The 18,043-nt window shown below is 72.9% G+C and carries 17 protein-coding genes; 9 read left to right on the forward strand and 8 right to left on the reverse strand.

All coding sequences use genetic code 11. From position 1 onward, the window contains the following. Positions 1-111: 111 nt before the first annotated feature. Complete coding sequence (locus AB0O53_RS20815; protein WP_351000946.1) at positions 112-624, reverse strand: hypothetical protein; 513 nt, start codon at positions 622-624, stop codon at positions 112-114. Between the two features lie 132 nt (positions 625-756). Next, positions 757-1,695 (reverse strand): tRNA (adenosine(37)-N6)-dimethylallyltransferase MiaA, encoded by a 939-nt coding sequence (gene miaA, locus AB0O53_RS20820; RefSeq protein WP_351000834.1) that lies wholly within the window; start codon positions 1,693-1,695, stop codon positions 757-759. A 228-nt stretch (positions 1,696-1,923) separates the two neighbouring features. On the opposite strand from miaA, the gene AB0O53_RS20825 reads away from it, so the two are divergent. Both AB0O53_RS20825 and AB0O53_RS20830 read left to right on the forward strand, forming a co-directional pair. Continuing rightward, positions 1,924-2,094: a gliding motility protein gene (locus AB0O53_RS20825; RefSeq protein WP_403141336.1), complete on the forward strand. Its 171-nt coding sequence runs from the start codon at positions 1,924-1,926 to the stop codon at positions 2,092-2,094. 23 nt (positions 2,095-2,117) lie between these two features. Next, positions 2,118-2,363, forward strand: a complete 246-nt coding sequence (locus AB0O53_RS20830) for an antitoxin (protein WP_351000840.1) — start codon at positions 2,118-2,120, stop codon at positions 2,361-2,363. 102 nt (positions 2,364-2,465) lie between these two features. On the opposite strand, the gene AB0O53_RS20835 is transcribed toward AB0O53_RS20830, so the two are convergent. Beyond that, entirely contained in the window at positions 2,466-3,188 is a 723-nt protein-coding gene (locus AB0O53_RS20835) for a class III extradiol ring-cleavage dioxygenase family protein (protein ID WP_351000843.1), read from the reverse strand. A gap of 65 nt (positions 3,189-3,253) precedes the next feature. Beyond that, entirely contained in the window at positions 3,254-4,777 is a 1,524-nt protein-coding gene (miaB, locus tag AB0O53_RS20840; protein ID WP_351000846.1) for a tRNA (N6-isopentenyl adenosine(37)-C2)-methylthiotransferase MiaB, read from the reverse strand. Positions 4,778-4,952: 175 nt separating this feature from the next. Here miaB and AB0O53_RS20845 point away from each other — a divergent pair, with 175 nt between their 5' ends. After that, positions 4,953-5,948, forward strand: coding sequence for a TAXI family TRAP transporter solute-binding subunit (locus AB0O53_RS20845; RefSeq protein ID WP_351000848.1), 996 nt, complete (start codon positions 4,953-4,955; stop codon positions 5,946-5,948). 3 nt (positions 5,949-5,951) lie between these two features. Here the strand turns inward: AB0O53_RS20845 and AB0O53_RS20850 are convergent, their stop codons facing one another. After that, a complete protein-coding gene (locus tag AB0O53_RS20850; protein ID WP_365197350.1) occupies positions 5,952-6,941 on the reverse strand; it encodes an ROK family protein in 990 nt (329 codons plus the stop codon). Positions 6,942-7,028: 87 nt separating this feature from the next. After that, complete coding sequence (locus AB0O53_RS20855; RefSeq protein WP_351000851.1) at positions 7,029-8,105, reverse strand: LacI family DNA-binding transcriptional regulator; 1,077 nt, start codon at positions 8,103-8,105, stop codon at positions 7,029-7,031. A 392-nt stretch (positions 8,106-8,497) separates the two neighbouring features. Between AB0O53_RS20855 and AB0O53_RS20860 the strand changes: the two genes are divergently transcribed. Both AB0O53_RS20860 and AB0O53_RS20865 read left to right on the forward strand, forming a co-directional pair. Next, entirely contained in the window at positions 8,498-9,751 is a 1,254-nt protein-coding gene (locus AB0O53_RS20860; RefSeq protein WP_351000854.1) for a glycoside hydrolase 5 family protein, read from the forward strand. Between the two features lie 100 nt (positions 9,752-9,851). Then, positions 9,852-12,005 (forward strand): endo-beta-N-acetylglucosaminidase, encoded by a 2,154-nt coding sequence (locus AB0O53_RS20865; protein ID WP_365197353.1) that lies wholly within the window; start codon positions 9,852-9,854, stop codon positions 12,003-12,005. Positions 12,006-12,043: 38 nt separating this feature from the next. Here the strand turns inward: AB0O53_RS20865 and AB0O53_RS20870 are convergent, their stop codons facing one another. Together AB0O53_RS20870 and AB0O53_RS20875 are read right to left on the reverse strand one after the other, a co-directional pair. Further along, positions 12,044-13,456 carry a sensor histidine kinase gene (locus tag AB0O53_RS20870; RefSeq protein WP_351000856.1) on the reverse strand — a complete coding sequence of 471 codons (1,413 nt, stop codon included), beginning with the start codon at positions 13,454-13,456 and terminating at the stop codon, positions 12,044-12,046. 12 nt (positions 13,457-13,468) lie between these two features. Then, a complete protein-coding gene (locus AB0O53_RS20875) occupies positions 13,469-14,173 on the reverse strand; it encodes a response regulator transcription factor (RefSeq protein ID WP_351000859.1) in 705 nt (234 codons plus the stop codon). A 300-nt stretch (positions 14,174-14,473) separates the two neighbouring features. Here AB0O53_RS20875 and AB0O53_RS20880 point away from each other — a divergent pair, with 300 nt between their 5' ends. The 4 genes from AB0O53_RS20880 to AB0O53_RS20895 all read left to right on the forward strand — a co-directional run bounded on the left by AB0O53_RS20880 (position 14,474) and on the right by AB0O53_RS20895 (position 17,880). Continuing rightward, the gene (locus AB0O53_RS20880; RefSeq protein ID WP_351000862.1) at positions 14,474-15,259 is read left to right on the forward strand and encodes an amino acid ABC transporter ATP-binding protein; all 786 of its coding nucleotides are present in this window, start codon (positions 14,474-14,476) and stop codon (positions 15,257-15,259) included. A 118-nt stretch (positions 15,260-15,377) separates the two neighbouring features. Continuing rightward, positions 15,378-16,229, forward strand: a complete 852-nt coding sequence (locus AB0O53_RS20885) for a glutamate ABC transporter substrate-binding protein (RefSeq protein WP_351000865.1) — start codon at positions 15,378-15,380, stop codon at positions 16,227-16,229. Positions 16,230-16,312: 83 nt separating this feature from the next. Further along, positions 16,313-16,987 carry an amino acid ABC transporter permease gene (locus tag AB0O53_RS20890; protein WP_351000867.1) on the forward strand — a complete coding sequence of 225 codons (675 nt, stop codon included), beginning with the start codon at positions 16,313-16,315 and terminating at the stop codon, positions 16,985-16,987. Continuing rightward, positions 16,984-17,880 (forward strand): amino acid ABC transporter permease, encoded by an 897-nt coding sequence (locus AB0O53_RS20895; protein WP_351000870.1) that lies wholly within the window; start codon positions 16,984-16,986, stop codon positions 17,878-17,880. The genes AB0O53_RS20890 and AB0O53_RS20895 overlap by 4 nt, the downstream gene beginning before the upstream one ends. The last annotated feature ends 163 nt before the right edge of the window (positions 17,881-18,043 follow it).

Consider the following 18,043-nt stretch of genomic DNA (forward strand, 5'->3'; position numbering starts at 1 on the left):
AGAGGCGCCGCGCGGCCCGGCGGCGATCACCCGGCGGCGGGTACGGGAGCCGGGGCCCCCGGGGGCGGTCACGGGCCCCGGTGGCGGGTCCGGTGGCGGGCCCGGAGGCGGTCAGCGGAGCCGGGCGACCCGGTACACGGCGAGGCCTACGACGACCAGTGCGACCACGGCGTACAGCGCGGCCATGCGCCAGTCGGGGCGGCGGCCGCTCCCCCTGGCCGGGAGGCCGGGCCAGGTGTAGCCGACCCGTCGGGCGGCCATCATCCCCCAGCCTCCGGCGCAGCAGCTGATGAGGAAGCCGAGCATGGCGACCACGGCTCCGCCGTCGCCGAACTCGAAGGCCAGGGGAAAGGCGAACATCAGCGAACCGGCGGCGGCGAGCATCACGATGGGGGCGATCTGCCAGACGCGCAGGCGGCGCTGCGGTCGCAGCTCGACCTCGAACGCGGGTCCGGCGGCCGCCTCGGCCTCGGCGGTGTCCGGGGCGTCCGGGCCGTCGGGGGTCAGCCGTGCGGGTTCGGCGGGCAGGCCGAGGCCTGCGGTCCCGTCCGTCCCGCCGAGAAGCATCGGGTCCGCTTCCCGCCGGGTGTCGTCCCGCCCGGTGTCGCGAGGGCCGGCCTCCATCGCCACGCGCCCTCCCCACTCGGACTCAGTACGCCGCCATGCATCGCAGGTGATCGCACCCGCTGGAGTTTGATGATGGCACGCCCTCGACCCCGCTACGGGCGCCCGGGGCGTCCCGATGCCATCACGTGATCAGGCTGTAACCGCTCGTTCGACCAACGACGCGGCGAGTCCGGGGAGTTCCGCCCGGTCGGCGGCGGCCCCGCTGAGCCAGTGGACGCGCGGATCACGGCGGAACCAGGAGTCCTGACGGCGGGCGAACCGCTTGGTCGCCCGGACGGTCTCCGCCCTGGCCTCGTCCTCGGTGCACGCCCCGGCGAGCGCGGCCAGCACCTGCTGGTAGCCCAGCGCCCTGGACGCGGTGATCCCGTCGCGCAGCCCGCGGGCCTCCAGCGCGCGGACCTCGTCCACCAGCCCGTCCTCCCACATCCGGTCGACGCGCAGCGCGATCCGCTCGTCGAGCTCGGGCCGGGCCACGTCGACGCCGATCTGGACGGTGTCGTAGACGGACTCGTGGCCGGGCAGGTTCGCGGTGAACGGCTTGCCGGTGATCTCGATGACCTCCAGCGCGCGGACGATGCGCCGGCCGTTGCTGGGCAGGATGGCCCGGGCGGCCTCCGGGTCGGCGGCAGCGAGACGGGCGTGCAGGGCCCCGGGGCCGCGCAGCGTGACCTCTTCCTCCAGCCGGGCGCGGACCTCGGGGTCGGTGCCGGGGAACTCCATGACGTCCAGGGCGCCGCGCACGTACAGGCCGGATCCGCCGACGAGGACGGGGGTGCGGCCCTCGGCGAGCAGTCTGTCGATCTCCAGACGGGCCAGGCGCTGGTACTCGGCGACGTTGGCGGTGTCGGTGACGTCCCAGATGTCGAGGAGGTGGTGCGGGACACCGCCGCGCTCCTCGGTCGTCAGCTTGGCGGTGCCGATGTCCATCCCCCGGTACAGCTGCATGGAGTCGGCGTTGACGACTTCGCCGTCGAACCGGCGGGCCAGGGCTACGCCCAGGTCGGACTTTCCTGCCGCGGTGGGACCGACGACGGCGATGACCCGCGGGGCGGGGGCTGCTTTCCTCACTGCCCCAGTCTCGCAAACGCCCGGGCATGTACCCGATCGAGCTACGTGACGGGGTGGGAACGGGGTCGTTGCCCTGGCGAGGTTCCGGCCGGGAGTGCGCCGTGCGCACGCCCGGCGCGGGCCCGGCTCAGGCCGGTTCGGTCACCGCGGAACTTCACTCGCACGAGTAACGTTACGGGAGTAGACATGGGCGTTTTTGATCGGTTTTTTCGTCGTAAGGACGAGGCCGTGACCGAGGAGGTCGCGGCCGCGGCTCCGGCGGCGGAGTCCGGTGCGGCCGAGCAGGCCGAGCCTGCTGTTGCGGAGAGCGAGCCGGTGGTGGAAGCCGTGGAGATTCCGAAGCAGCAGTCGGCGGAGGTGGCCGCGGACAGCGAGGCCGGCGAGGGCGCCCGTACGTAGGACACGCCAACGGAAGGTGACCCATGGGCCTGCTGGACAATCTGAAGGCCAAGCTCGCTCCGGCGAAGGACAAGGTCGGCGATCTCGCGCACCAGCACGAGGGCAGGATCAGCGAGGGTCTGGACAAGGTCGCCAAGGCCGTGGACTCCAAGACCAAGGGCAAGTACAGCGGCCAGATCACGAGCGGGACGGGCAAGGCGAAGGACGCCCTGGGGAAGATCGCGCACAAGGACGCCCCCGGCGGGCCGACGCCGCCGGCCGCCTCCTGACACGGTCACGAAAAGGGGCGCGGAACCGGCTGATGCCGGCTCCGCGCCCCTTTCGGCGTTCCGGCGCCACGACCGCTACGGCCGCCACGACCGGTACGGCCTCTACGACCAGGTGGCGACGAAGTACCCGACGCCGTACGGGGCGTCCTCGTACAGCAGCCGTCCGGCGAGGTCCGCGCCCTCGGCGGCGCCGGCCAGCACCTGCCAGGGGGCCCGGCCGGCGGCCTGGAGTTCCGCCGCGAGCCCGGCGTCGATCGCGGCGAGCGCTGCCGCGTCTGCGGCGCCCAGCGCGCGTGCGGCGGCGGCGTCGAAGCCCTCGGCGCGCTCGTCCAGGTAGCCGGGGGCCTTGAGGGTGCGGCAGGCACTGCCGTCGCCGAGGACCAGCATGGCCACGCGGTCGGCAGACCGGCCCAGGTCCGCGCCGAGGAGGCCGCAGCCGCTCGGGGGCAGGTGCTCGGCGACGGCCACGCCCGCGACCGGGGAGGCCGCCCACCGGGCCTGCCCGAGCAGCCAGCCGGCCACCGCGAGGGACGTCGGGAGGGTGGTCCCGGTGGCGTGGCCGCTCGGCGGTTCGCCCTGGTCGGGGCCCAGGGTGACGGTCAGGTCCACGCCGAAGCCGGCGAAGCTGCCGGGGGTGCCCTGGTCGTATCCACCGCCCTCGACGGCGGCTCCGACCACGACCAGCAGATCGGGCCGGGAGGCGGCGAGCACCGCGAGCGCGTCGGAGCAGGCGGTGCGGGCGTCGCCGAGTTCGGCGGCGGCGCCCGCGGCGACCTCCGGCACGAGCAGCGGCGGGGCGGGACAGACGGCGGCGGCTACGAGCATGATCCGCAGCCTAGCCGGACGGGCGCCCCGCAGCCCCGCAGCCCCGGGAGGAGGCCGGTACGGCCTCAGGAGGAGGCGGGCACCGAGCAGCCGGAGGCGACGGCCGGGAGGGGCGCGGGGACGCCCAGCGTCGGGATGCCCAGCATGACGCCCGCCGGCTGCGCCGGGGCGGCGTTGCGCTTCTCCCAGGCGTCGCCGGCGCGGGTGCGGCGCACGGTCAGGGTCGGGCCCTCGGCCAGCAGGTGGTGCGGCGCGGCGTAGGTGATGTCCACGGTGACCACGTCGCCGGGGCGGACCTCCTGCTCCGGCTTGGTGAAGTGGACCAGGCGGTTGTCGGGGGCGCGGCCGGACAGGCGGTGCGTGGCGCCGTCCTTGCGGCCCTCGCCCTCCGCGACCATGACCTCCAGGGTGCGGCCGACCTGCTTCTTGTTCTCCTCCCAGGAGATCTCCTCCTGGAGGGCGACCAGGCGCATGTAGCGGTCCTGCACGACCTCCTTGGGGATCTGCCCGTCCATGTCGGCGGCGGGGGTGCCGGGCCGCTTGGAGTACTGGAAGGTGAAGGCGTTCGCGAAGCGGGCCTCGCGCACGGCGTGCATCGTCTGCTGGAAGTCCTCCTCCGTCTCGCCGGGGAAGCCCACGATGATGTCGGTGGAGATCGCGGCGTGCGGGATCGCGGCGCGGACCTTCTCGATGATGCCGAGGAAGCGCTCCTGGCGGTACGAGCGGCGCATCGCCTTCAGGATCGGGTCCGAGCCGGACTGCATCGGCATGTGCAGCTGCGGCATCACGTTCGGGGTCTCGGCCATCGCCGCGATCACGTCGTCCGTGAAGTCGCGCGGGTGCGGGGAGGTGAAGCGGACCCGCTCCAGGCCCTCGATCTGGCCGCAGGCGCGCAGCAGCTTGCTGAAGGCCTCGCGGTCGCCGAGGTCGGAGCCGTAGGCGTTCACGTTCTGGCCGAGCAGGGTGATCTCCGAGACGCCCTCGGCGACCAGGGCCTCGACCTCGGCGAGGATGTCGCCGGGCCGGCGGTCCTCCTCCTTGCCGCGCAGCGCCGGGACGATGCAGAAGGTGCAGGTGTTGTTGCAGCCGACGGAGATGGAGACCCAGGCGGCGTACGCGGACTCGCGGCGGGTCGGGAGCGTGGAGGGGAAGGCCTCCAGCGACTCGGCGATCTCGACCTGCGCCTCTTCCTGGATGCGGGCGCGCTCCAGCAGCACGGGGAGCTTGCCGATGTTGTGCGTACCGAAGACGACGTCGACCCAGGGGGCCTTCTTGACGATCGTGTCGCGGTCCTTCTGGGCGAGGCAGCCGCCGACGGCGATCTGCATGCCGGGGCGCTTCGTCTTCATGGGGGCGAGCCGGCCGAGGTTGCCGTACAGCTTGTTGTCGGCGTTCTCGCGGACCGCGCAGGTGTTGAAGACCACGACGTCGGCGTCGCCGTCGGAGCCCTCGGGCGCGCGGACGTAGCCGGCGTCCTCCAGCAGACCGGAGAGCCGCTCCGAGTCGTGCACGTTCATCTGGCACCCGTAGGTGCGCACCTCGTAGCTTCGCTTCTCGTCCACTGCCTGGCTCCGGTCGCTGCTGGTCATGCAACAAGGGTAGGCGGTGGACGGGAGCCCTCCGGTCGCCGTGCGCCCGGTCCCCGGGCGGGAGCCGGTCGAAGCGGACGAGCCGCAGGTCAGGGGCGTCGGCGACGGTCGTGGGCGGGGGCCGCGGACGTCCCGCGCCGTGACAGGACGGCGGACGGGTGGCAGGATCGCGCCCATGCCTCTCGTACCGCCCCGGATCAGCAGGCGCCACGCCCTGCGGGTCCTGGTGGCCGTACTCGCCGTGCTCGGCGTCCTCACGTGGTGGCTGAAACCGTTCGGGGAGTCCGAGCCGGAGGGCGAGCTGACCTTCAGCACGGGCGCGCGGACCGGCGTCTACCACCGGTACGGACAGCTCCTGCAGCGGGCGCTCGGGCAGGACATGCCCGGGGTGGACGTCACGCTGATCACCAGTGAGGGCTCGCAGGAGAACCTGAAGCGGCTGGCCACCGGGGAGGCCGATTTCACCGTGGCCACGGCGGACGCGGTCGCCAAGTACCGGCTCGACGGGAAGCCCGGCGCGGACCTGCTGCGCGGATGCGCGCGGCTCTACGACGACTACGTGCAGCTGGTGGTGCCCGCGGGGTCCACGGTGCAGTCGGCGCGGGACCTGCGGGGCAAGCGGGTGGCGATCGGCCAGCCCGGCTCCGGGGTGCGGCTCGTCACGGAACGGCTGCTCACCGCGGCCGGCATCGACCCCGTCCTGGACCTGACACCGGTGTCCATCGGCATCGACACCATGCCGACCGAGCTGGAGGCGGGGCGGATCGACGCCTTCTTCTGGTCGGGCGGCCTGCCGACGAACGCGGTGAAGGAGCTGTCCGAGCGCTTCGACATCCGGCTGGTGCAGCTCGGCGACCTCGTGGAGCAGCTCCAGGGGAGTGGCAGCCCGGCGCGCTACTACCGGACGGCGGTCATGCCGCAGGACGCCTACAGCCGGGCGCGCAACACCAGCTCGGTGACCACGCTGGCCGTGCCGAACCTGCTGGTGACCACGGCCAAGGCCGATCCCGAGCTGACCGAGCGGCTGACCCGGACGGTGATCGGCAGCCGCGACACGGTCGGGCGGGCGGTGCACGCGGCGCAGCTGGTGGACCTGCGCACGGCGATCTACACCGATCCCCTGGAGCTCCACGAGGGAGCCGGCCGGTACTACCGGTCCGTCAAGCCCTGACGTTCACGCGGACGGGGGCAGCAGCATCGTCGCCGCCGCGGCCGCCCCGATCAGGCCCGCGTGGGTGCCCAGGGTCGCCGGCACCACCTGGAGCCCCTGGACGAAGGAGAGCGTGGCGTACTGCGCGAGGTGGGTGCGGATCGGGCCGAAGAGGGTATCCCCCGCGGCCGCGACTCCGCCGCCGATGACCGCGATGTCCGTTTCCACGAGGGTGGCGCTGGCCGCGATGGCGGCGGCCAGCGCGCGGCCGGCGCGGTCGAAGGCGGCGAGGGCGATCGGGTCGCCCTGTGCGGCGGCCGCGGCCACGCCCGCCGCCGAGGCGTCCCGCGCGGTGATCCGCCCGCCGTCGCCGTTCGCGCCGTCGGAACCGCCCGGTCCGGAGCCCTCCGACGGGGTCCAGCCCTGCTCGCGGGCCCAGCGGGCGATCGCCGTGCCGGAGGCGATCGACTCGACGCAGCCGCGGCCGCCGCAGACGCACGGCTCGCCGTCGAAGGCCACGCTGATGTGGCCGATGTGGCCCGCGTTGCCGGTAGGACCGGGGTGGAGCTGATCGTTCAGGATCAGGCCGCCGCCGACGCCCGTGGAGACCACCATGCACAGGGCGTTCGCGTACCCGCGGGCCGCGCCCAGCCAGTGCTCGGCCGCGGTCATCGCCACCCCGTCACCGGCCAGCACGGTCGGCAGCCCGGCCCCGCGCGCGGCGAGCTCCGCGGCGATCCGCTCCTGGACGGGGAAGTCCCGCCACGCCCCGATGTTGACGGGACTGACCGTGCCACGGGAGGTGTCCACCGGGCCGGCGCTGCCGATCCCGCAGCGGACCGCGGAAGCCCACAGCGGCGACGCGGACAGATCGGCGACGACCTCGGCCACCGCGGCCATGACGCCCTCGGCGTCCACTCCGCGCGGGGTGGGGCGGCGGGTGGTGGCCGTCATCGTGCCGTCGGGGTGCACCAGCGCACCGGCGATCTTCGTGCCACCGATGTCGATCGCCACCGTCGGTCCGGCGGCCGCTGCGGCGGCGCGCGGTGCGGGTGACGGGGCGGCGGCGGGAGTGATCACGGTGGCGGCTCCAGGAAGGGGTCAGGCATCAGTATGCGCCGGGGGCGGCGCCGTGCTGTCGCGGGGCTCCAGCCTCGGCCGCTCGCTCTCGCGGACCCCGGGCGGGCCGCCGGCGAGGACGGACAGGAGCTCTTCGGCGGCCAGCCGTCCGAAGCCGGCCGTGTCGCGGACGAGGGCGGTGAGGCGGGGGTGGGTGACGCGGCACAGCGCGGAGTCGTCCCAGGCGACGATCGACAGCCGGTCCGGCACGGGGATGCCCAGCTCGGCGGCGACCGCACTGCCGGCGACGGCCATCACGTCGTTGTCGTAGACGAGCGCGGTCGGGGCCTGCGGCTCGGCGAGGACCCGGCGGGTCGCGGCCGCGCCCTCGGCGTCGGAGTAGTCGGTGACCACCGAGCGGACGTGGTCAGGGCCGAGGCCGCGGCGCTCCGCCTCGGTCCGCAGGGACTCGATCCGGCGGACCGTGTGGGCGAGGCCGGGGAGCCCCGCGATGTGGACGATCCGGCGGTGGCCCAGCCCGTGGAGGTGGTCCAGGACCTGTGCCATCGCGCCCGCGTCGTCGGCCCGGACCGAGGAGACCGTCGCGGGGGCGGGTACGGGCGCGGGGCTCCTCACGGGCTCGGCCGGGGAGCCGGGCTCGCCGATGGTGACCGCGGGCAGGCCCAGCTCCGCCAGGAGCGCGGGGCGCGGGTCCCCCGTACGCGGGTCGACGACGAGCACGCCGTCCACGCGCCGTTCGGCCCACCATCGGCGGTAGACCGCGCATTCGGCGTCCACGTCCTCGACGACCTGGAACAGCAGGGCGGTCCGGGCGGCGGCGAGGACCTCCTGGATGCCGGAGACGAGCTGGAGGAAGAAGGACTCGACGCCGAGGGTGTGCGCGGGGCGGGCCAGGACGAGCCCGACGGCTCCGGAGCGCTCGCCGGACAGGGCCCGGGCCGCGCTGTTGGCCTGCCAGCCGAGTTCCTCGGCGACGCGGCGGATCCGGGCCCGGGTGTCCTTCGACACGCCCGGCCGGTCGTTGAGCGCGAAGGAGACGGCGCTCTCCGACACTCCGGCCCGCCGGGCGATGTCCTTGATCGTGGGTCTGCGGGCCATGGCCTGCCTCATCCATCCTTCATGCGGTACGGGTTGCGGGCTGCGGACCGCGAGCTGCGGACTGCGGACGACACTGGCCGGACCGTACGCGATCCGGCCCCGGCCGACAGCCCCGGTCACCGCATCCGGCAGGGGTCCCGGCAGGCACCGACCGCCGCCGCGGCCGGCCGCCATGACCGGAAATCCGCTGTCCATTTCCGCACAGTTCCCTGATCTCCGCCAGCGCTAAACCGCATTAGTTGCCAGGGCAGTTCAGAGCAGAACCCTTGCCCGGACTGGACTGAAGCGCATAAGTGGAAGTGGATGAGGCCCTGTTGACTTTCCGCATCCACACCGGCATTTTGTGGGCCGTCCGGTGAATTCGTGCAGACTCCAGAACCCCAGGACGCCTCGTGCAGGATCACGCGCTCCGCTTCGGTGCCAACTACACGCCGGCCCAGGGCTGGTTCCACCACTGGCTCGACTTCGACCTCGACGCGGTCAGGGCCGATCTCGACGCGATCGCCGCGCTCGGACTGGACCACGTCCGGGTGTTCCCGCTGTGGCCGGTCTTCCAGCCGAACCGCACGCTGATCCGGCCGCGCGCCGTCGAGCAGCTCGTCGCGCTCGCGGACGCGGCCGCCGAGCGCGGGCTCGACGTCAACGTGGACGGCCTGCAGGGGCACTTGTCGAGCTTCGACTTCCTGCCCGCCTGGACCCGGACCTGGCACCGGCGCAACCTCTTCACCGACCCCGACGTGGTCGCCGGGCAGGAGGAGTACCTGCGTACGCTCGCCGCCGCCCTCGCCGACCGGCCGAACTTCCTCGGGATGACCGTCGGCAACGAGATCAACCAGTTCTCCGGCGCCCCGCACCCCGACCCCGACCGCATCACCCCGGCGCAGGCCGCCGACTGGCTGGAGCGGATGCTCGCCGCCTGCGAGCGGGGAGCGCCGGGCCGTCTCCACCTGCACGCCGAGTACGACGCCGTCTGGTACCGCGACGACCACCCCTTCACGCCCGCCCAGGCGGCCGGGCTGGGCGGGGCGACCGCCGTCCACTCCTGGGTGTTCGACGGCACCGCGCAGCGGCACGGCGCGCACGGGACGGCGACCGAGCACCACGCCGCGTACCTGATCGAACTCTCCAAGGCCTGGGCCGCGGACCCGCGCCGGCCGGTGTGGCTGCAGGAGGCGGGCGCCCCGGCGCCGCTGATCGGGCCGGCGGAGGCGGCGCGGTTCACCGAGGCCACGGTCGTGAACGCGCTGGACTGCCCGGATGTGTGGGGCGTGACCTGGTGGTGCTCGCACGACGTGTCCCGGGAGCTCGCCGACTTCCCGGAACTGGAGTACGGCCTCGGCCTGCTCACCAACGACGGCAGGACCAAGCCGGCCGGCGCCGCCCTCGCCCGGATCGCCAAGGAGTGGCGCGGACGCGTGCACCGGCCCGCTGCCCGCTCCACCGCGCTCGCCGTGGACGTGGGCGGGGCGGAGCGCGCCCCCGGCCGCTCCGTGTGCGCCCCCGGCGGCGCCTTCTTCGACGCCTGGACCGTGCTGACGGCCCAGGGGGCGCGCCCCGCCGTGGTGCTGGCGGAGCGTGCCGGCGACCCGGCCCATCTGGCGGCGCGCGGCATCACCGAGGTGCTGCGCGTGCGCGACGTGCTGTGACCCGAACCCCCACCCCACGCCCGGACCCGCACACCCGAGCCCGCCCGCCCACCCATCTCGCGAGGAGCCCCGCATGCCCCACATGTCCCGCATGCCCCGCATGTACGAGACCGACCACGGCGCTGTCCCCCGTACGCCGCCCGTCCCGTTACGACCCACCCGGCGCAGAGTGCTGGCCGCCGGGGCCAGCGCCGCCGCGCTGCTGGGCGTGGCCGGCCGTGCGCGGGCCGCGGCCCCCGCCGCCGGGCCGGCGGCGGCCGCGCCCGGGACCGGGGCGGCCCCGGACGCCCTGGCTCCGTACGCCTCCTACTGGTTCCCGGACTCCCTCCCGGCGGGCGTCCCGGGCCCCGGGATCGTGTGGCGCTCGCTCAGCCGGTGGACCCCCGAGGACGACCCCGACCTGGCCCACAACACCGCGACCGTGCCGCTGGCCGAGCGGTTCACCCCTGTCCCGGCCAACGGGACCGCCCGCGCCGGCCAGGCCCGGATCGCCTCCCTCGTGTCCTTCGCGCCGACCGCCCAGAACCCTTCGCAGGGCTCCCCGACCGCCGACTACTACGCGCTGACGCACTGGGCGTACATCGACGAGCTGGTCTTCTGGGGCGGCTCCGCCGGCGAGGGGATCGTCCTGGCCCCGAACGCGCCCGTCGTCGACGCCGCCCACCGCAACGGGGTCCGGGTGCTGGGCAACGTCTTCCTGCCGCCCGTGGCCTACGGGGGCGACCTGCAGTGGACCCGCGACCTGGTGCAGCGCGACTCCCTCGGCCGCTTCCCGATCGCGGAGCAGCTCGTACGGGTGGCGCGCGCGTACGGCTTCGACGGCTGGTTCGTCAACGCCGAGACCGACGGCGGCGACAGCGCCCTCGCCACCCGGATGAGGGAGTTCCTACGGGCCCTGCGGGCGGCGGGCGAGCCGCACGGTCTGCGGATCACCTGGTACGACGCCATGAACAGCACCGGCCGGGTCGGCTGGCAGGGTGCCCTGAACGCCCTCAACCAGGAGTTCTACGAGGACCGGGCCGGCAAGGTGGCGGACACGCTGTTCGTGGACTTCCGCTGGACCCCGGACACGCTGGCCGCCTCCGGCGCGCTCGCCGACCGGCTGGGGCGCTCGCGCCACGAGCTGTGGGCGGCCGTGGACACGGAGTCGCGGGGCTGGAACGCCGACGTCCGCTGGGACGCCATCCTCCCCCGGACGGGCGACCACGTCGTCAGCTACGGCTTCTACCGGCCCGAGTGGACGCGCAACCACCTGACCGACCGCTCCCCCGGCGCCTTCCACCACGCGGACGACCGGTTCTGGACCGGGGAGTCCCTCGACCCGGCCCGGCCGGCCCCCGAGGGCTCCTGGCGGGCTCCCGCGACGGCCGTCGCCGACCGGTCCACCGTCGCCGGGCTCCCCTTCGCCTGCTCCTTCAACACCGGCCACGGACTGCGCTGGTACGAGGACGGCCGGGTGGCCTCCGACACCCCCTGGAACCACCTCGGACTGCAGGACCGGCTGCCGGGCCGCCGCTGGGCGGTGGACACGGCCGGAAGCCGTCCGTCGGTCACCCTGGACTTCGCGGACGCCTGGCGCGGCGGCTCCAGCCTGCTGGTCTCGGGCACCCTGACGGCTCCGGTCGCCGTGGGCCTGCACGCCACGCGGCTGCCGCTGACCCGGGCGAGCGTCGTGGAGCTGGTGCACGCGAGCGGGGCGGGTCCGGTCGCGGTGGAGGTGGGGGTGGCCACGCGGGAGCCGTCCGCCCCGGGCGGACCGGTCCCCTACACCTGGCTGCGGGCCGGGAGCACGGACGCCGGGGCGGGCTGGCGCACCGCACGGGCCGCGCTCGCGCCGCTGGCGGGCAGGACCGCGTACGCCCTGGCCGTACGGATCACCGCGCCCGCGGGGAGCCCGGTGGTGTGGCGGCTCGGCGCCCTGTCGGTGCACGACGGCGCCCGCACCCGGCGCCCGGCCCCGCCCACCGCGGCCGCCGTGGACGCCGCGGCCCGCCAGGACGGCCGGGCCTGGCTGCGCCTGTCCGGGCGGGCCGCGGCGGCCGGTGCGGGCGGGCGGGCCCGCCACCACGAGGTGCACCGGGTGCTCCCCGACGGCGGCCGCCGCTTCCTCGGCGGCACCTGCGGCACCGCCCTCTACCTGCCCGGGGTCCCGCGCGCCGGCCGGGAACGGGCGGCCGTCTTCGAGGTACGGGCCGTCGACGAGCTGTACGCGGCGTCCGCGCCGGCCCGCGCGGTGCTGCCCTGGGAGCCGTAGCCCGGCAGGGACCGGGCATCGGGGCCGGACACCAGGGGTCAGACGGTCTCGGGGCCGGTGCGCGGGACGGTCACGGTCACCCGCAGCCCGTGCGGCGGATTCGTCTCGTAGGAGAGGGTCCCGCCGCCCGCGGCGAGCAGGGCGCGGGAGATCGACAGGCCGAGCCCGGAGCCCTTGATGTTCTGGTGGCGGCCGCTGCGCCAGAACCGGTCGCCGACGCGCTGCAGCTCGTCCTCGGTGAGGCCGGGGCCGCGGTCGGCGACGACCACGCGGACCGAGCGGCCCTCGGCCGAGACGGACACCTCGACCTCCTCACCGGCGGGCGTGAACTTGAGGGCGTTGTCTATGACGGCGTCGAGCGCGCTGGACAGGGCGATGGGGTCGGCCCAGCCGGTGACGGCGGTCCGGCCCGTCTCGGTGAGCCGGACGCCCTTCTCCTCGGCGTACGACCGCCAGGAGGCGACCCGTTCCGCCGCCAGCGCGCCGATGTCGGTGAGGCTGATCTCGGCGGAGGCGTGCTCGGCCAGCGCGAGGTCGAGGAGGTCGTCCAGGACCTGGGTCAGGCGCTTGCCCTCGGTCCGTACGGAGGCGATCTCCTCGTTGCCCTCGGGCAGTTCGAGGGCGAGCAGCTCGATGCGCAGGAGCAGCGCCGCGAGGGGGTTGCGCAGCTGGTGCGAGGCGTCGGCGACGAAGGCCCGCTGCTGCTCCAGTGCCTCTTCGACGTTGTCGGCCATCTCGTTGAACGAGTGGGCCAGGCGCTGGAGTTCCGGCGGGCCGCTGGCGGCCGCGACACGGGAGTTCATCCGCCCGGTGGCGATGCCGTGGGCGGCGGCGTCCAGGGTCTGCACGGGCTTGAGCACCCAGCTGGTGAGCCGCAGGGCGGCGCCGAAGGCGACGAGCATGGCGGCTGCGAGGCCGCCGGCGATGAGCAGCCAGCCCCGCAGGATGCGGCCGCGCATGAGGTCGGTCGGCGATTCGGTGGCGATGACCGCGACCACGTCGCCGTCGAGGACCACCGGGGAGACGACGAGCAGCTTGCCGTCGGCCTGCCAGGGCCACACCTGCGGCGGGTCGTGGCTGCGCCGCCCGGCGAGCGCCTCCTGGAGGGCCTTGTAGCCCTCACCGGAGCGGGGGAGCTGCCACCAGCCCGGGGAACGGGCCAGGGCGTTCCCGTCGCGGTAGAAGACCCCGACGCGGATGCCGTACAGCTCCTGGTAGCGGGCGAGTTCGAGCTGGAGCAGCTCGCGGCGCTCGTCGGCGTCGGTGGAACCGGCGCCCTGGGCGTCGATGACGAACTGGGCGAGGGCGGCGAAGCGGGCGCTGTCGTCGATGCGGTCGACCACGACCCGCTGCTGCTGCCCGGCGGCCAGGCTCACGGCGAGCGGGAAGCCGAGCGCGAGGAGCGTGCCCGCCATCAGGATGACGAGCAGGGGGAGCAGACGGGCGCGCACGGCAGGCGTTTCCTAGGGGGCGGTCGGGGCGACGAGCCGGTAGCCCACCCCTCGGACGGTCTCGATCAGGGCCGGCATGCGCAGCTTGGAGCGCAGCGAGGCGACGTGGACCTCGAGGGTGCGCCCGGTGCCCTCCCAGCTGGTGCGCCACACCTCGCTGATGATCTGCTCGCGGCGGAAGACGACGCCGGGCCGCTGCGCGAGCAGGGCCAGCAGGTCGAACTCCTTGCGGGTGAGGGGCACGTCGGTGCCGTCGACGCTGACGCGGCGGTTGGGCAGCTCGATGCTGACGGGGCCGAGGCGGACGACGGTGGGAGCACCGGTCCCGGTGGCGGCCGCCTCCTCGGAGGCCCCGGTGCGCCGTGCGACGGCGTGGATGCGGGCGAGGAGCTCGCCGGTGTCGTAGGGCTTGACGACGTAGTCGTCGGCTCCCATGTTCAGGCCGTGGATGCGGGAGCGTACGTCGGCCCGCGCGGTGACCATGATGACGGGCGTGGCGGTGCGCTTGCGGATCTTCCCGCACACCTCGTAGCCGTCCTGGTCGGGCAGGCCGAGGTCGAGCAGGACCACGCCGAAGGGCGGGGCGCCGGCGGGCAGCAGCGCCTGGAGGGCCTCTTCGCCGTTGCGGGCATGGGTGACCTGGAAGCCGTGCCGGGCGAGGATCGCGGACAGGGCGGCGGCGACGTGGTCGTCGTCCTCGACGAGCAGCAGTCTCATGTCGTCCCCCTCTCCTCTTCTCTCTCGACTCCGGCGGCTGGTCAGTGCCACGCGCATGGCCGCAGAAAAGGCCACCCTGCATCCACGCCCATGCGGAGTCCCACGTCAAGAGGGTTCCGCCGCGGCGCGCCTTCCGTTATGCACCCGGTACGCGCGCATGATCGACTTCAGCGGCGCCGCGCACGGAGCGTATCCGCAAGAGGCCGGATCGTTATGCTCAATTCTCCCTCAGATGTGATGACGTTGTGCGCGGGACGTCACTACTGTCCTCCCAACCGAGGAGGACGGAGCTAGAAGCCGATGAGCGGAGTATCAGTGACCAAGGACGTTCAGGACGCGGCCGGTACCGCGGACGACCTGGTCGTGCTGAGCAACGTCAACAAGCACTTCGGCGCGCTGCACGTGCTTCAGGACATCGATCTGAGCATTGCCCGCGGCGAGGTGGTCGTGGTGATCGGTCCTTCGGGATCGGGCAAGTCCACGCTGTGCCGGACCATCAACCGTCTGGAGACCATCGACTCGGGCACCATCACGCTCGACGGCAAGGAGCTGCCCTCCGAGGGCAAGGAGCTCGCCCGTCTGCGTGCCGACGTCGGCATGGTGTTCCAGTCGTTCAATCTCTTCGCGCACAAGACGGTGCTGGAGAACGTCATGCTGGGCCAGCTCAAGGTCCGCGGGATCGACCCGGCCACGGCCCGCGCGAAGGCGGTGTCCCTGCTGGAGCGGGTGGGCGTCGGCACGCAGGCCGACAAGTACCCGGCGCAGCTCTCCGGCGGCCAGCAGCAGCGCGTGGCGATCGCCCGGGCGCTCGCGATGGAGCCGAAGGTGATGCTCTTCGACGAGCCCACCTCGGCCCTCGACCCGGAGATGATCAACGAGGTGCTGGAGGTCATGCAGCAGCTCGCCCGCGAGGGGATGACCATGGTCGTCGTCACGCACGAGATGGGCTTCGCCCGCTCCGCGGCGAACCGGGTCGTCTTCATGGCCGACGGAAAGATCGTCGAAGAGGCCACCCCCGAGCAGTTCTTCAGCAACCCGCGCAGTGATCGGGCGAAGGACTTCCTGTCGAAGATCCTGCACCACTGAGGTTCACGTCTGGTAGTCATCCGTATGCGGATCACTGCCGGAACGGTTCCTGTCGGCCGCGCGTGCGCCGTAAGCGTCGCTCGTCGTTCAACAACGTCTCATCCGAGGGAAGTTCACCATGAAGATCTCCAAGGCCGCTGCGGCCGCGGCAGTCGCCGTCGCCCTGTCCCTGACCGCGACCGCGTGCGGTGGCAGCAAGCAGGACGCCGCCTCCGACGGCGGTGCGTCCGGTGCCGCCAAGGACAAGATCGTCGTCGGCATCAAGTACGACCAGCCCGGCATGGGCCTGAAGACCCCGGACGGCAAGTTCACGGGCTTCGACGTCGATGTCGCGACCTACGTCGCCAAGGAGCTCGGCTACCAGCCCGACCAGATCGAGTTCAAGCAGGCCGTCAGCGCCGAGCGCGAGAACCTGATCTCCAACGGTGACGTCAAGTTCGTCGTCGCGACCTACTCGATCAACGACAAGCGCAAGGAGAAGGTCGACTTCGCCGGCCCGTACTTCCTCGCGCACCAGGACCTGCTGGTCCGCGCCGACGACACCTCGATCACCAAGGCCGAGGACCTCAACAAGAAGAAGCTCTGCTCGGTCACCGGCTCCACGTCCGCGCAGAACGTCAAGACCAAGCTGGCCCCCGAGGCCGACCTGCTGGAGCAGGGCGGCTACTCCGAGTGCCTCACCGGCCTGGAGAACAAGGCCGTGGACGCGCTGACCACGGACAACTCGATCCTCGCCGGCTACGCCGCGCAGGAGAAGAACAAGGGCAAGTTCAAGCTGGTCGGCCTGAACCTGAGCAACGAGAACTACGGCATCGGTCTGAAGAAGGGCGACAAGGAGCTCCAGACCAAGATCAACGCCGCGCTCAAGAAGATGGTCGAGGACGGCAGCTGGCAGAAGGCCGTGGACAAGAACCTCGGCCCGGCCAACTTCAAGAGCGAGCCTGCCCCGCAGATCACCGAAGGCAGCTGATTCATCGGTGAGTGGCGCCGCCGCCCGCCTGCCGCGGGCGGCGGCGCACCTCACCGGCCATCCTGGGGAGAGCGCAGGGCATCGTGTTCGATTTTCTTGATTCCGGGCAGTACGACGTGCTCGGAGCCTTCTGGGTGACGGTTCAGCTCACCCTCTACTCGGCGGTCGGATCCCTGATCTGGGGCACCGTCCTGGCGGGGATGCGGGTCAGCCCCGTCCCGCTGCTGCGGGGCTTCGGTACCGCGTACGTCAACCTCGTGCGCAACACCCCGCTGACCTTGGTGGTCATCGCCTGCTCGCTGGGTCTCAGCCAGACCCTCGGCATCAACCTGGGCGGCGAGACGTTCAAGGAGACGGGCTTCCGGCTCGCGGTCCTCGGACTGATCGCCTACACCGGCACCTTCGTCTGCGAGGCCCTGCGCTCCGGCATCAACACCGTGCCCGTCGGCCAGGCCGAGGCGGCCCGCGCACTGGGCCTGAGCTTCTTCCAGGTGCTCACCCTGATCGTGCTCCCCCAGGCCTTCCGGGCGGTCGTCGCACCGCTCGCCAACGTACTGATCGCGCTCACCAAGAACACCACGGTGGCCGCGACCATCGGCGTGGCCGAGGCGGCGCTGCTGATGAAGGAGATGCTGGAGAACGAGGCCCAGGCGGTCTTCGCCGTCTTCGCGGTCTTCGCCCTCGGTTTTGTCCTTCTGACCCTGCCCACCGGCCTGCTGCTGGGCTGGGTGTCCAAGCGAGTGGCGGTGAAGCGATGAGCTCCGTGCTGTACGACACCCCCGGCCCCCGGGCCAAGGTGCGCAACTGGATCTACAGCGGGATCTTCGTCGTCCTGTTCGGGCTCGTCCTGTGGTGGGCGCTGTCCCTCATGGCCGAGAAGGGCCAGCTCGACGCCGACAAGTGGACCCCCTTCGTCACCGACAGCCAGGTATGGACCACCTACCTGATCCCCGGCCTGATGGAGACCCTCAAGGCCGGCGCGCTCGCCATGGTGATCGCCCTTCCGTTCGGCGCCCTGCTGGGCATCGGCCGGCTCTCCGACCACGCCGGCGTACGGGCCGCGGTCGGCGCGTGGGTGGAGTTCTTCCGCGCCATCCCGGTGCTGATGCTGATGCTGTTCAGCAGCGCGCTGTACGCCCCCCAGCTGATGGACGTGCCCTCCGACACCCGCCCGTTCTGGGCCGTGGTCACGGGCCTGGTCCTGTACAACTCGGCCGTCATCGCCGAGATCGTCCGGGCGGGCGTCCTCTCCCTCCCGAAGGGGCAGGCGGAGGCCGCGAAGGCGATCGGCCTGCGCAAGGGCCAGACCATGACCCACGTGCTGCTGCCGCAGGCCGTCACGGCCATGCTGCCGGCGCTGGTCAGCCAGCTCGTCGTGATCCTCAAGGACACCGCGCTCGGCGGCGCCCTGCTCGGCTTCGCAGAACTGCTCTCCATGAACCGGCAGATCGCGGCGAACTACAGCAACACCATCGCGACCATGTTCGTGATCGCCCTGATCTACATCGTGGTGAACTTCGCCCTGACCACCCTGGCCTCCTGGCTGGAGAAGCGGCTGCGGGGGTCGAAGAAGGGCACCGGCGCCGTCGTCGAGGGCGACGTGGCCGAGGTCGACGCGGGCGGCGCGGCCGGCGTGGGCAAGGCCCCCTGACCCGACGGGACGACACCCCCCGGGGTCTGACGTACGGTCAGCCATAGTGCGTATCCAGCGTGGTGCGGCGGAACACATCACCCAGAGGAAGAACCACAGCATCGTCCAGAAGAGGTTGAGAAGTGGATAGTCGTCCATGCCCGACTCCGATCATGCACGTGGT

Source organism: Streptomyces erythrochromogenes (assembly GCF_040684695.1).
Taxonomy (GTDB): domain Bacteria; phylum Actinomycetota; class Actinomycetes; order Streptomycetales; family Streptomycetaceae; genus Streptomyces; species Streptomyces erythrochromogenes_C.